The organism is Shewanella halotolerans, assembly GCF_019457535.1.
Lineage (GTDB): Bacteria > Pseudomonadota > Gammaproteobacteria > Enterobacterales > Shewanellaceae > Shewanella > Shewanella halotolerans.
Window position 1 is genome coordinate 3,101,328 of the sequence record NZ_CP080417.1, and the last position, 13,584, is coordinate 3,114,911.

10 protein-coding genes are annotated in these 13,584 nt (G+C 53.7%); 3 read left to right on the forward strand and 7 right to left on the reverse strand.

The annotated features are described in order from the left end of the window. Positions 1 to 84: 84 nt before the first annotated feature. From K0H81_RS13490 to K0H81_RS13500, 3 genes are all read left to right on the forward strand, one after another. On the forward strand, positions 85 to 1,200 hold the full coding sequence (locus K0H81_RS13490; protein WP_220058656.1) for an efflux RND transporter periplasmic adaptor subunit: 1,116 nt from the start codon (positions 85 to 87) through the stop codon (positions 1,198 to 1,200). Between the two features lie 3 nt (positions 1,201 to 1,203). Next, on the forward strand, positions 1,204 to 4,275 hold the full coding sequence (locus K0H81_RS13495; protein ID WP_220058657.1) for an efflux RND transporter permease subunit: 3,072 nt from the start codon (positions 1,204 to 1,206) through the stop codon (positions 4,273 to 4,275). Between the two features lie 210 nt (positions 4,276 to 4,485). After that, positions 4,486 to 6,489 carry a methyl-accepting chemotaxis protein gene (locus K0H81_RS13500; protein WP_220058658.1) on the forward strand — a complete coding sequence of 668 codons (2,004 nt, stop codon included), beginning with the start codon at positions 4,486 to 4,488 and terminating at the stop codon, positions 6,487 to 6,489. Positions 6,490 to 7,045: 556 nt separating this feature from the next. Here K0H81_RS13500 and K0H81_RS13505 read toward each other — a convergent pair. The 7 genes from K0H81_RS13505 to K0H81_RS13535 all read right to left on the reverse strand — a co-directional run bounded on the left by K0H81_RS13505 (position 7,046) and on the right by K0H81_RS13535 (position 13,518). Next, positions 7,046 to 7,528, reverse strand: a complete 483-nt coding sequence (locus K0H81_RS13505) for a hypothetical protein (RefSeq protein ID WP_220058659.1) — start codon at positions 7,526 to 7,528, stop codon at positions 7,046 to 7,048. A gap of 107 nt (positions 7,529 to 7,635) precedes the next feature. Continuing rightward, positions 7,636 to 7,980, reverse strand: a complete 345-nt coding sequence (locus tag K0H81_RS13510; RefSeq protein WP_220058660.1) for a hypothetical protein — start codon at positions 7,978 to 7,980, stop codon at positions 7,636 to 7,638. Positions 7,981 to 8,025: 45 nt separating this feature from the next. Next, a complete protein-coding gene (locus K0H81_RS13515; RefSeq protein ID WP_220058661.1) occupies positions 8,026 to 8,691 on the reverse strand; it encodes a hypothetical protein in 666 nt (221 codons plus the stop codon). 23 nt (positions 8,692 to 8,714) lie between these two features. Then, positions 8,715 to 9,407, reverse strand: a complete 693-nt coding sequence (locus K0H81_RS13520; protein ID WP_220058662.1) for an HNH endonuclease — start codon at positions 9,405 to 9,407, stop codon at positions 8,715 to 8,717. A 1,268-nt stretch (positions 9,408 to 10,675) separates the two neighbouring features. Continuing rightward, positions 10,676 to 10,792: a cytochrome bd-I oxidase subunit CydX gene (gene cydX, locus K0H81_RS13525; RefSeq protein WP_041510590.1), complete on the reverse strand. Its 117-nt coding sequence runs from the start codon at positions 10,790 to 10,792 to the stop codon at positions 10,676 to 10,678. 14 nt (positions 10,793 to 10,806) lie between these two features. Beyond that, the gene (cydB, locus tag K0H81_RS13530; protein ID WP_011865105.1) at positions 10,807 to 11,946 is read right to left on the reverse strand and encodes a cytochrome d ubiquinol oxidase subunit II; all 1,140 of its coding nucleotides are present in this window, start codon (positions 11,944 to 11,946) and stop codon (positions 10,807 to 10,809) included. A gap of 15 nt (positions 11,947 to 11,961) precedes the next feature. Further along, complete coding sequence (locus tag K0H81_RS13535) at positions 11,962 to 13,518, reverse strand: cytochrome ubiquinol oxidase subunit I (protein ID WP_011865104.1); 1,557 nt, start codon at positions 13,516 to 13,518, stop codon at positions 11,962 to 11,964. Between the last annotated feature and the right edge of the window lie 66 nt (positions 13,519 to 13,584).

The following is a 13,584-nucleotide window of genomic DNA, read 5'->3' on the forward strand; positions in this document are numbered from 1 at the left end:
AGACAGTCCAGTTTTTGCAAATTAGACTAACAAGTCTAGTTTAACGATTTATTCACCAACTGTTAACCACGGAAGTGTATCAGTATGACGATCTTTACCGCCAAGTCCCTCGCCAGGGTGTTGTTATGGAGCAGCCTCAGCCTCGCGGCCAGCGGCTGCCAACAGGATGAGTCCAGCAGCGCCCCCGACAGCGAACATTTCCCCAAGGTCTCCAGTCAGCGGCTGATCCGCTCGATCAGCTATGACACGGAGCAGGTATTCACCGGCAACATACGCGCCGGCAATACCACGGCCATCGGCTTCGAGCTGGCAGGTAAGATCAAACACCTGGCGGTAGATAGCGGTAATCATGTTAAACAGGGCGACCTCTTGGCCCAGCTGGACACCTCCTTGCTTGAAGCCGAGAAGCGCGAGCTGCAGGCCAGCCTGGCGCAAAACCGCGCCGACAGAGAGCTGGCCCAGAGCACCCTCAAGCGCAGCCAAGCCCTGAAACAACAGGGCTACGCCTCGGCCCAGCAACTGGACGAACTCAAGGGACAACTCAGCAGCCTGCAAGCCGCCGAGCAACGTCTGCGCGCCGCCATTGAGGCCAACGCGCTGCGGATCGCCAAGTCCACCCTAGTCGCGCCATTTGATGGTATTATCGCCAAACGTAACAATAACTTAGGCGAAGTCGTCGCCCTGGGCGCGCCGCTGTTTACCCTGATCCAACACAACAATCCCCAGGCCATCGTCGGCGTGCCCGTAGGACTCGCGCAAAGTTTGCAAGACAGCCAGCAGCTGACCCTAACGGTGAAAGAGACCCCCTATCTCGCCACCGTGGCCGGCATAGGCGCCGAGGTCAATCCTGTGACGCGTACCGTACCGGTGCGCCTGACCCTGCCTACCGATGCTAAGGTGATCAACGGCGAGCTGGCTTATTTGCATTACAACAAGACAGTCAATAACGCCGGTTTCTGGGTGCCCATCTCCTCGCTCACCGACGGCCTTCGCGGCCTGTGGAACCTGTATGTGCTGGTCGAGCAACAGCCGGATCAATACCTTATCGAGCGGCGCGACATAGAGATCCTCTACACCCGTGGCGATCAGGCCTTCATCCAGGGAGCCATCAGCGAAGATGAACGCTTCGTCACCCAGGGCCTGCACAAGGTGGTGGTAGGCGAGCGCGTCATGCTCAACACCCAAGTGGCGACGAGGTAAGTCATGATAAAAGCCTTAGTCGAAAATGGTCGTCTGGCTAGTCTGGTGATCGCCCTGCTGATCGTCGCTGGCCTTGGCGCCATCACCAGCCTGCCCCGCATGGAAGATCCCAGCATCACCAACCGCTTCGCCTCTGTGGTCACCCACTATCCGGGCGCGTCGGCGGAGCGGGTCGAAGCCTTGGTCACCGAGGTGCTAGAGAATCAGCTCAGACGCCTGGAAGAGCTGAAACTGGTGCAGTCCACCTCACGCCCGGGGATCTCCGTCATCCAGCTAGAGCTGAAAGACAGGATCACAGAGACAGACCCCGTCTGGTCAAGGGCCAGGGATCTCATCAACGATGCCAAGAACCTGCTGCCCCCCGCGGCGCAAAATGCCCTGCTGGATGATCAGCTGGGCTATGCCAACACCGCCATTCTGGGTCTGGTGTGGCAAGGTGCGGGCGAGCCGCGCCAGGATATCCTCAACCGCTATGCCAAGGAGCTACAGAGTCAGCTCAGGCTGATCCCGGGCACAGACTTCGTGAAACTCTATGGTGCCCCCACCGAAGAGATCTTGGTGCAGATCGACGCCCAAAACGTCAACCGCATCGGCCTCAGCGCCGCCGCCATCGCCCAGATCCTGGCTAACGCCGATACTAAGGTGTCCGCCGGAGAGATCACCAACGACGCCTTTCGCGCCCTGGTGGAGGTCTCCGGCGAGCTGGACTCTGTCACCCGCATCAGACAGGTGCCGCTCAAAGTGGATGAAAACGGTCAGATCATACGCCTGGGAGAGGTCGCCAGCGTGCAGCGCCAGCCCAAGACACCCGCCGCCAGCATCGCCCTCATAGAGCAGGCTCAGGGGATCATGGTGTCGGCGCGCATGCTCAACAACACCCGGGTCGACCTCTGGCTACAGCAGGTGCATCGCGTGGTCGAGAAGGTGCAAGGGGATCTCTCCTCCAACGTGAAGATCCAGTGGCTGTTCGATCAAGAAGGCTATACCACCACTCGCCTGAGCGACCTTATCGCCAGCCTGCTGCTGGGCTTCATCATCATCTTGGTGGTGCTCATGCTGACTCTGGGGCTGCGCAACGCGGTGATCGTCTCCCTGTCGCTGCCGCTGACCGCCCTCTTTACCCTGGCCTGCATGAAGTATGTCGGCCTGCCGATTCATCAGATGTCGGTGACCGGCCTGGTGGTGGCGCTGGGGATCATGGTGGATAACGCCATCGTCATCGTCGATGCCATCGCCCAGCGTCGCCGCCAGGGGCTGGATCGCCTCAGCGCCGTCGGCGAGACCCTCAAACATCTCTGGCTGCCACTGGCAGGCTCCACCATCACCACCATGCTGGCCTTCACCCCCATCATCCTCATGCCGGGGGCCGCGGGAGAGTTTGTCGGCGGTATCGCTATCTCGGTGATCTTCGCCCTGCTAGGCTCCTACCTCATATCCCATACGCTGATCGCCGGTTTCGCGGGCCGATTCGGCGCCGAGGGCGATGCCACGCACTGGTATCAGCGTGGGGTCAACTTCCCCATTATCGCCCGCGCCTTTAGCACTACACTGCATATCGCCCTCAAGCGTCCCCTGTTGGCCGGCGTGGTGATAGGCATATTGCCCATTAGCGGCTTTATCGCCTCGGGGCAGATGACAGAGCAGTTCTTCCCGCCGTCAGACAGGGACATGTTCCAGATAGAGGTGCACCTGGCGCCCCAGTCCAGCATTGAGAACACCCGCGCCCTAGTAGAGCGTATCGATGCCAAGCTCAGGGCCACCGGCGAGATGCAGAGGCTCGACTGGGTGATTGGCGGCAATGCGCCTTCCTTCTACTACAACCTTCTGCAGCGTCAGCAAGGGGCGGCCAACTATGCCCAGGCGATGATCAAGGTTGCCGACTTCGAGCGCGCCAACCAGCTGATCCCAAGATTGCAGACACAGCTCGACACCGAGTTCCCCGAGGCGCAGATCCTGGTGCGTAAGCTAGAGCAGGGCCCACCGTTCAATGCCCCCGTAGAGCTGCGCATCTACGGCCACAACTTAGATACCCTTAGAGAAATAGGCGATGAGGTGCGGCGCATTCTGATCACCACAGATCACGTGCTGCACACCCGCGCCACCCTGAGCGCCGGCGCACCTAAGGTCTGGTTTCAGGTAAACGAAGACGCCAGCAAGATGAGCGGCCTGAGCCTGACGGATATCGCCAACCAGATCCAGATGGCCACTACCGGCATCAACGGCGGCAGCATACTGGAGCAGACGGAGTCGCTACCGATCCGGGTACGAACCCAAGATCTGATGCGCGAGCAGCAGACCGAGCTGTCACAGATAAACCTGCTGTCGAGCAACGGCGTCGGCATCCCGCTCTCGGCGCTGGCCAGCAGCCGTATCGACGTCAGCCTGGGCGCCATCCCCAGACGTGACGGCCAGCGCGTCAACACCATAGAGGCCTACCTGGAGAGCGATGTGCTGCCCCAACAGGTGCTCAATCAGGCCAAGACGCGCATCGACGCCCTCACCCTGCCCGCCGGTTATCGTATCGAGGTGGGCGGCGAGAGCGCCAAGCGCAACGAGGCCGTGGGTAACCTGCTGTCCAACATCGTCTTGGTGATCACTTTGCTGCTGGCGACCGTGGTGCTGTCGTTCAACTCCTTCCGCCTGACCGGCATCATACTGCTGAGCGCAGTGCAGTCGGCAGGCCTTGGCCTACTCGCCGTCTACCTGTTTAACTATCCCTTCGGTTTTACGGTGATCATCGGCCTGCTGGGCCTGATGGGGCTGGCGATCAACGCCGCCATCGTCATCCTGGCCGAGCTCGAGGATATGCCAGACAGGCGAGAGGCGAGTATTGAGGCTATTGTCCAAGTGGTCAGCAGCTGCGGCCGCCATATCGGCTCAACCACCATCACCACCATAGGCGGCTTCCTGCCGCTTATCATCGCAGGTGGCGGCTTCTGGCCACCGTTTGCCATCGCCATCGCTGGCGGCACGGCGCTCACCACCCTGTTGTCCCTGGTCTGGGTGCCAACCATGTACCAGCTGCTGATGACCAAGCGCCAGGCGGCGCCCGTGCCCGCACTTCAGCCCAGCTAACGGCTTGGCTAACGGCTAAGCTAACGGTCTTGTCAACTCGCTAATCACAAGATGCACTGGCTCGCCCGCCCAGGGTGATCCAGTGCATATTTAGACTAATTGCCGAGGCCTGGGGCAATTTTTCCTTTACCGAAATAGACCTGCGTCAAAACAATCTCGCACTACCTTAGTTACATTAGCGACAGTCTAACCACAAGGTGGATTACCATAATGAACTATAAAAACTGGCCTATCGCCAAACAGATAGGCGCCCTTGCCCTGATCCTCACCGTCGTCGTATTTGCCATTCTCAGCAGCGTCTCCTACATCACAGCCGCCAACGTGCTGGAAGATAAAGGTAAGACGGCCGTAAAAGCGCAGATGCACAGCACCGCCGACCTGATTGAACTCGAGTACAACAGCCTGCTGTCTCTCGCCAGACGCAACGCCGATGTGCTCAGAGCCATGTACCCTGGTCAATTCTTCAAGCCAGATAAGACCGTCATGGTCATGGGGAAGCCCACCCCGGCGCTGGTGCACGAGCGCGAACAGATCAACGCCTCTAAGAGTAAGGTTGATCGCTACTCCAACCTCACCGGCGGTAACGCCACCGTCTTCGTACGCGATGGCGACGACTTTATCCGCATCTCCACCTCGCTGAAAAAAGCCGACGGCAAACGTGCCCTAGGCACCTACCTGGGTAAGAAGCACCCGGGCTACGGCGCGCTGATGGCGGGCAAAGAGTATGAAGGCTATGCCAGACTGTTTGGCAAAGACTATATGACAGTCTATCGCCCCATCACGGGCCCACAGGGCGACATCATTGGCATACTCTATATCGGCTTCGATATCTCAGAGGCGCTGACCGAGCTGCAGCGCTCCATGAACCAGCTCAAGCTGGAGGAGTCGGGTTACTTCACCCTGATCCGCAACGTGGACAACGCCATCATCGCCCAGCCCAACCAAGAGTCGGGCACCATACTGAACGAGGCGATACTGGACGGCCTCTCTCTTGACGCGGCCAAACGCGGCGGCCAGGAGAGCGAATACCTCAATGGCAACAAGGAGCCCATGTACGCCTACGCCGTCACCATTCCCGGCTGGCAATGGACCCTGCTGGGTCAGGCCAAGAAGCGTGAGCTGAACGAAGAGAGCCTGAAACTGCTGAGCATCAATGCCGGCGTCGCTGCCGTGGGCGTGCTGCTGATCACCCTGCTGCTCTCCATGGTGCTGATTAAGACACTGCGCCCGCTGCGTCACCTGCAGCACCAGCTTAGCGAGCTGGGCAAGGGTGACCTGACTCAAGAGTTCGACCAGGTCAGCCCAGACACAGACAACGAGGTCGACAGAATCACCCACGCCGCCCGCCAGATGGCACTGAGCCTGCGCGAACTGGTCGGTGCCCTGCGCGCCTCGGTTAATACGCTTGAGGAGCAGGCCAGCAGCGCCCAGGAAGTGGCCAGACTCAACGGCGAAGAGGCCCAGCAGCTGATGGCGCAGACCGACCAGATAGCCACGGCCATCGAAGAGATGTCCACCTCGGTGCGCGACGTGGCCAACCACGCCAGCGAAGGCGCCAGCCAGAGCCAGCAGGTCGACAACGCCTCCCGCGATGGCCACCAGCAGCTCGATCAGCTGGTGCAGGGCCTTGGCAAACTCAGCGAACAGCTAGATGCCAGCCATATGAGCGTCGAGAACGTCAGCAAGGAGAGCGAGGCGATTAGCCAGGTCACTGAGGTGATCAACAGCATCGCCGAGCAGACCAACCTGCTGGCGCTCAACGCCGCCATCGAGGCCGCCCGCGCCGGCGAACAGGGCCGCGGCTTCGCCGTGGTGGCCGATGAGGTGAGAACCCTGGCCCAGCGCACTCAGACCTCGATCTCAGAGATCAGCCAGACCATCACTCAATTGCAGCAGCAGATCAAGCTCACCGCCGAGCAGATGGGCCAGAGCCACCAGCTGGGCACCGCCTCCGCCGCCCAGGGACAGGAGGCCGCGACCAACCTCAACCAGATCACCATCAGCATCGGGGAGCTGGCTATCGCGTCGAGCAGCATCGCCAGCGCTACAGAGCAGCAGAGTGCGGTGGCCGACGAGATCACCCGCAACCTGCATGAGATCACCGAGCTCGCCCGCGACGGCGAACAGCGCGCCGGCGACACAGTCGACGCCGCCCAAAACCTCTCCCACATAGCCGCCGAGATCAAACAGAAGATCAGCGTGTTTAAGTCGTAAATTCAGCGTAACCGCTCATCTCAACGAAAAAAGCCGCTATCAAGCGGCTTTTTTATGTCTAGCTGACATACCAGTACCTGATGTGCTTAGCGAGGTGTCGACTCTTGGAAATTTAATGCCTAGGTAGTTTAACGATTGAAGCGCTGTGGCTTGGAATGGATGTTTAACGTTTGCCGGCATAGCCATCGGAAAGGAAGCCTTAACCATGACTTCATGGTGTATCAATTGCCTGCCGCAGGCCTTATGTGCAAACACATTTGTGACACGCTGCAAGCACTTCCTTGTGAGCTCTACCTCGGCATCCATGCCTCGGAAGGTCACAAATGTGTTTACACCTGATTATCTGTCTCTTCGATTGAGCTGCATTTGATATCCATAGACAATCAAAACAAAATCATACTTGGAAAAAGCAAATTAGATTCTTAACGCGGCTTCATCAGATTCGAATTAAATTTTATATGTGTAACCCTCCAACAGAGGGCCTATAAATGCTTAGCTACACTTTGCGACAGAGGAGCCGAGCCAATTCCCCCCAAAGCATTATTGGCTTGCTATCTTAAGACCTGCTCAATGCAATGCTGAAATTGAAAAGGAGCTCTCTTAATGAGTCTTCATCAATTTCGACTGATTGAATTTCCGATTCTTTCTCGTCATCTAAGGAGATTGTGATGAACAACTTTTCACGGTAAGGCACAAGAAAACACATTACGTAGTCTGTGTTTGTGCCCCAATCAAAAACCTGATGCTCGGCATATATTTCATCTGAATCTTTGAAGTCAAAGTCAGAAATGCGAGTACCAAGAATGAATTTGTGTATTTCTTTCTCATCCTTTCCGTGAAAATAATGATTGAATCTTGCGAAGTCTCTAACTTTTTCTGATTCGGAAAAAGCAATTCCCGATAAACTAGGAATATGTGCGATACCATCTCTTTGCGTGACCAGAACACCTGCCACCCAAATCTCGATTTCTCTTAAATCGCGACTATCAGCCAAAGTTTTACCAACTTTAAAACCGACAATTTCCTTCCTACCTAGCACGATTCACCTTAGTAATATAACGCCTTGCTAAGGGGCAGCCGAAATGCAGTGTAGGTTGTCCCGCGGAGGCCGAGCTTTTTTCGGCCGGAGTGAACTTGAGCAACTTGTTAAGTGTTTGCACAGAGTTTGGCATAAATTACCTTTTGCGCTGCTTCTGACTGAGAACTTTCAAACCGCTCGAATAGACCAAACCAGTACAGCCTCTCGTTCATGCTCATACCACCAATGCCATCTATGGCCTCTTTTTTAAACTTAGACCAGAGGCGATACAGGTGATTATGGGTTTCCTCTCTTTCGATCCAGGAATTACCAAAGAATCGCTCAATTGAATCCGCCAACTCGAAGGTATCAGTATCGTCCTGCTTCCACTCTGAAAGATGTTTCCCTAGACGAGCAACCACCTCATCTTCTGAGAACTTTTCAACTTCCTTGATATATTCGTCGTAGTTCATTCTGACACTTAACGCTTGCGTAATTGGTGCGAGCTTGCGAGCATCCTAATTGACGCACTTGTTAGCCATTTGACATGCTTCATGTATTACATTCCAGTAGAGAATTGGATCTTTGACTAGGCCATAGACATAAGCAGATATAGCTAGTAAAAAACAAACTACCAGCATTGAACTGGCTAATTTATTAAGGACTGAATTTTCTTTTAACTCTGGTCTAGTTGCAGATTTAATAAGAAAGCCACATCCGACCACCATGACTGCAAATACTGTTGCAGCTAAAAATGCATGGCTATAGCCAAGCTCCTTCAATCCGTAAAGGCATATACCAAGAAGAGTGCCTCCAAGGCAGAGCACTATGAGAGCTGTGCTTCCCGTAAAAAATGCAAGGTACTTGGAACTCTCGTTGATTATCCGAATTTGATTTTTATCTAGGCAGTAGGCACCTAGAACTAAGGTCCAAACTGTAAATAAAGGAACCGTACTAGCGATTAATTTATCGGCAATCATGCCTTGAACATCGACAAATTCTGACACTAAAGGATTGGCAGCGGAGATTGTTTTATACCATTCGTAGGCATCTGAAGTTATGAAGGGGCCAAATAGAATGAAGCCTAATCCCAGACTAGCTGACACAAAAAAAGCGAGAATAAAAAGCTTCCATTTCGAGTAGAAACTGAGCGTACTATCAATAACTATTTTAAGACGATTCATGTACTATCCCTGTATGGCTGGCGTTAGCCATTGTTTTTTCTTTTCCAGTTTAGAAAATGCTGTTTAAGCGCCGTCGGACTCGGCAACTGTTCCGGTACATCAGGTACACGAAGATGCACACCCACTATCTCTGGATATGAACTATGGAATTGCGGAGCTAACGCGACCTCTGCTGTCTCAGGATCAATTGATAGATGAAATAAATCGAAGAGCGTATGAATATCAGCTCGGAGTAACAACCCGTTTGAGATCGAGTAAGACTGTGACTCTGCATGCGGTATGATATGCGCGGCTTCCAGGACCGGCTCTGCATCGCAGCCCGTTATGGCGCAACGCCTACTATATGCTTGTAACAACCCCTCCCTAAATGCTTTTTGTCCTCTCCTAGTTAAGATGCTAGAAAGTACGTGTTCATCAACGACAGGGACCGGTTCAATAGGTTCGCTTATTGCTGGTACTTCTATTTGGAACAGTTCTTCGAGTTCTTTTGGACGGGCTGAGCCTATTGATTCATATTGAGAGATCTTTTGAATGGATATCTCTGCTTTAACAATTTCGCCTTCATTGTTCGGATCAGGCTTAACAACAAAACCACTTTTTGAGCCTTCCTCCCATACGATGACATAGAGTGGCTTTCCTTGCTTCTTGTAATCAATTGCGGCTTTTCCGGAAAATAGCGCTTTCGCACCCCGCTTCGTACCTAGAGCGTTTTCCATATTGTCGTGCCGTGCCTGACGCCACAAATTCTTCGTATGTATGGCTCGATAGTTGACGTTTCGTTCCTTTGACAATGCGAAGTCTCCATACTCTTTTGGCTAACGCCGTGTTTTGCGGCCATAACCGCGAGGTTGTTTTGTGCTATTCAAGCACAAAACGAGCGAGCGGTTAAGGGTCCGCAACAACACCTTGTTAATGTGCGGCTGCATTAACTTGCCGACCACCACGTTGTGGAGCGCCTGCGGAACCTTAGCCTGTAGAATGGCTGCTTTACATACCACCCAACTCGCAACGACCCACAAGGTTTGCTGGAGCAAATTGCCCAACTTATAGAAACCTATGAAGCCAGAAGATTTACCAACGAACTGATTGAACACTTTTACCACTTCCCTGTTCGATTACCACCAAACTTTTTTCTGGCTTGACCCGCAAATTAACATTTTATTAGTGCGCATGCGCGTTTACCTCGTTGGACCAGTGAAAACGCGCACAGCTAACTATTTGTATGTAATGAACTTATCAGCATTTTGCCAAATATACCATTTGGAAAAACGCGCATGCGCGTTTTTCAAACCTATTATCTACTTAACAAATATTATAAGCACTTGATTTTAAAGCCATTTATTTACACCTAAATGAGAAAACGCGCACAAATACAGGATAAAAATCGTTCAAAACCCTTGTGATTTGAATATAACTGTATAGTTATCCAGTTTTTTGGTTGGGGAGTAGTGAATTACATCACGCGGGTGTAGCGATAAGAATTTCTAGGCTAGAAAGCCCATTCGTTACTGCTCAGCCGACAACTTTCTAAGAACTTTGGGGCAAAATTCAGTTAGCTTTCACCCTTTAAATACACCAATACCGCCAAATCGAAGAGACGTTGGCCCCCAGTGTAGATGCATCTGCGGACGTCGATGGCAGGGATGCCATCGTCGAGCCTACAAGGAAGTATTCACGGCGTGTAGCAGATGTATCTGCACAAAAGCGAGCCGCAGGCTATAGGTTGCCACGAAGGGTTGACCTTCAATGTACTAGCCAATACCAATTGCTGCCATACGCAATTACCACTATCCCCCCTCGTCGGGCAGGCGTTAGATAGCCATGAAGGTGCGACCTTCAAGTCCATAGCAAATACTAATACAGGTAGACGTAACGACCTTTAAGGGCTCTTAATCCCCCTTCGCCACCAGCCCGTGCGCCCCAAACACGGACAATAAAAAACCCCGCATTCTCATACGGGGTTCTTAGATTCAGAATTCATGGCTTAATCGTTAAGCTCTGAATCCCTATCCATGTTCTCAGTATTCTCTAACCACAAGGCGTTGATGATACCGAAAGAACACGCCAGCAAAATGCCTAATATCCAAGCAAAATACCACATAGTGTCGGCTCCTGTTAGTAAAGTGACGTCTTGTTGTCTTCGATGTAGCTACGGCTCAAGCGACCAAACATCTTGAAGTAAGTCCAGATGGTGTAGCTTAGCACGATAGGCACGAAAATCGCGGCCGCCCAGGTCATCACAGTCAGTGTCATGTGACTCGCTGTGGCATCCCACATGGTCAGGCTCACGTTTGGCTCAAGTGATGATGGCATCACGAACGGGAACATGGCCGCGCCGCAGGTCAGGATCACCATAGCCACCGCCAGCGAGCTGAACAGGAAGGCGAAACCAGAGCGGTTGAAACGACTCGCCAGCAGCGCCAGTACAGGCATGGCGATACCCAGGATTGGGAACAGCATGGTCACTGGGTACTTGTCGTAGTTGGCCAGCCAGGCACCCGCCTCTACCGCAACCGTCTTAAGGGCTGGGTTAGATGCGCCGTGGGTGTCGATAGTCGAGGTGACAACATAACCGTCGATACCATTGGCTAGCCATACACCGGCCAGGGTGAAGAGCACAGCAACCAAGGCCGCAGCCACTTGGGTCGCCGTCGCTGCACGTACGCGCAGCTCGCCTTCTGTCTTCATCTGTAGCCAAGAAGCGCCCTGCATGATGATCATAGACACGCTCACCAGACCGGCCAGTAGGCCAAATGGGTTAAGCAGGCCAAACAGACCACCGTGGTAGGTTGCACGCAGATACTCGTCGAAGTTAAACGGCACGCCTTGCAGCAGGTTGCCGAAGGCCACGCCTATGATGAGCGGCGGAACGAAGCCACCCACAAACAGCGCCCAGTCCCAAGCCTTACGCCATCTTGGATCTTCGATCTTAGAGCGGTAATCGAAGCCCACGGGACGCAGGAACAGGGCAAACAGCACCAACATCATGGCCACATAGAAGCCAGAGAAAGAGACCGCGTATACCATAGGCCAGGCGGCAAACAGGGCGCCACCGGCTGTGATCAACCATACCTGGTTGCCGTCCCAGTGGGGGGCAATCGAGTTGATCATAATACGGCGCTCGGTATCGTCCTTACCTATGATAGGCAGCAAGGCACCCACGCCCATGTCGAAACCGTCGGTGACGGCAAATCCGATGAACAGCACACCAATCAGCGCCCACCAGACAAATCTTAATATTTCATAATCAAACATAATGAGATCTCCGGTTTAAGCTTCTAGGTTTTCAAAGTGATAACGGCCCGTCTTGAGACTGCTAGGTCCCTTACGTGCAAACTTGATCATCAAGAACAGCTCAATCACCAGCAAGACTGTGTAGAAGAGCGTGATAGAGATGATACTGAACCAGAGATCCGCAGCCGTTAGGCTAGACGCCGACATGAAGGTTGGCAGCACCTCAGAAATGGTCCAAGGCTGACGACCGTACTCGGCCACGAACCAACCACACTCGATGGCGATCCAAGGCAGTGGCAGACTGTATAGCGCCGCCTTAAGTACCCAAGGCTTCTCTTCGATCTGATGACGTGTGCTCTGCCAGAAGGCCGCCGCAAACACGAACAGCATGACAACACCCAGGCCAACCATCACACGGAAGCTCCAGAACATAGGCGCAACCGATGGGATAGAGTCTTTAGCCGCGGCCTTGATCTGCTCTTCTGTCGCATCGACCACATTGTCTGTGTAACGCTTCAGCAGCAGGCCATAACCCAGGTCGACTTTTGCCTCCTCGAAGGCGGCACGCAGCTCAGGGGTTTCCTTGCCGGCGCGCAGCTCGGTCAACATGGCGTAAGCCTTCATACCGTTGCGAATTCGCTCCTCGTGTTCGACGATAAGGTCGCGGATACCTGTCACCTCTTCATCGATAGAACGGGTGGCGATGATACCCATGGCGTATGGGATCTTGATGGCGTAATCGGTATGCATGGTTTCCTGATTCGGGAAACCCACAGCGGTAAAGGCTGCAGGTGCAGGTTCTGTGTGCCATTCGGCTTCGATAGCCGCTAGCTTAACGCGCTGGGCCTCACCCACCTTATAGCCTGACTCGTCACCCAGTACGATGACCGACAGGATAGACGCCATACCGAAGCTTGCCGCGATGGCAAATGAGCGACGGGCAAACGGCAGATCACGCTTCTTTAGGATGTAGTAAGAGCTGATGGCCAGAACAAACATGGCGCCAGCCACATAGCCAGAAGCCACGGTATGAACAAACTTCACCTGCGCAACCGGGTTGAACAGGACTTCGGCGAAGCTGGTCATCTCCATACGCATGGTTTCGTAGTTGAACACACTACCTACTGGGTTCTGCATCCAGCCGTTGGCAACCAAGATCCACAGCGCCGACATGTTCGAGCCCAGCGCAACCAACCAGGTGACCGCCAAATGTTGACGCTTGCTGAATCTGTCCCAACCGAAGAAGAACATACCCACCAGGGTAGATTCGAGGAAGAAGGCCATCAAGCCTTCGATAGCCAGCGGCGCACCGAAGATGTCACCCACATAGTGAGAATAGTATGACCAGTTAGTCCCGAACTGGAACTCCATCGCCAGACCTGTGGTTACGCCCAGGGCGAAGTTAATACCAAAAAGCTTACCCCAGAACTTGGTCATATCTTTATAGATCTGCTTATTGGTCATCACATAGAGTGATTCCATAATGGCCAGCAAGAACGCCAGCCCCAAGGTCAAAGGTACAAACAGGAAGTGATACATAGCTGTCAGCGCAAACTGTAAGCGCGAGAGCTCTACAACCTCTTCAACAATCATCAGTGACTCCTTAGGTGGTGCGATCATTCTTCAAGGTTAGATCCCCATCAACCCGGAAAAATGCCT

Excerpts from the sequence above, each read along its gene's own strand:
- K0H81_RS13490 (WP_220058656.1), top strand. The coding sequence starts at position 85 with ATGACGATCTTTACCGCCAAGTCCCTCGCCAGGGTGTTGTTATGGAGC.
- K0H81_RS13495 (WP_220058657.1), top strand. The coding sequence starts at position 1,204 with ATGATAAAAGCCTTAGTCGAAAATGGTCGTCTGGCTAGTCTGGTGATC.
- K0H81_RS13500 (WP_220058658.1), top strand. The coding sequence starts at position 4,486 with ATGAACTATAAAAACTGGCCTATCGCCAAACAGATAGGCGCCCTTGCC.
- K0H81_RS13510 (WP_220058660.1), bottom strand. The coding sequence starts at position 7,980 with ATGAACTACGACGAATATATCAAGGAAGTTGAAAAGTTCTCAGAAGAT.
- K0H81_RS13515 (WP_220058661.1), bottom strand. The coding sequence starts at position 8,691 with ATGAATCGTCTTAAAATAGTTATTGATAGTACGCTCAGTTTCTACTCG.
- K0H81_RS13520 (WP_220058662.1), bottom strand. The coding sequence starts at position 9,407 with ATGGAAAACGCTCTAGGTACGAAGCGGGGTGCGAAAGCGCTATTTTCC.
- cydX (WP_041510590.1), bottom strand. The coding sequence starts at position 10,792 with ATGTGGTATTTTGCTTGGATATTAGGCATTTTGCTGGCGTGTTCTTTC.
- cydB (WP_011865105.1), bottom strand. The coding sequence starts at position 11,946 with ATGTTTGATTATGAAATATTAAGATTTGTCTGGTGGGCGCTGATTGGT.
- K0H81_RS13535 (WP_011865104.1), bottom strand. The coding sequence starts at position 13,518 with ATGATTGTTGAAGAGGTTGTAGAGCTCTCGCGCTTACAGTTTGCGCTG.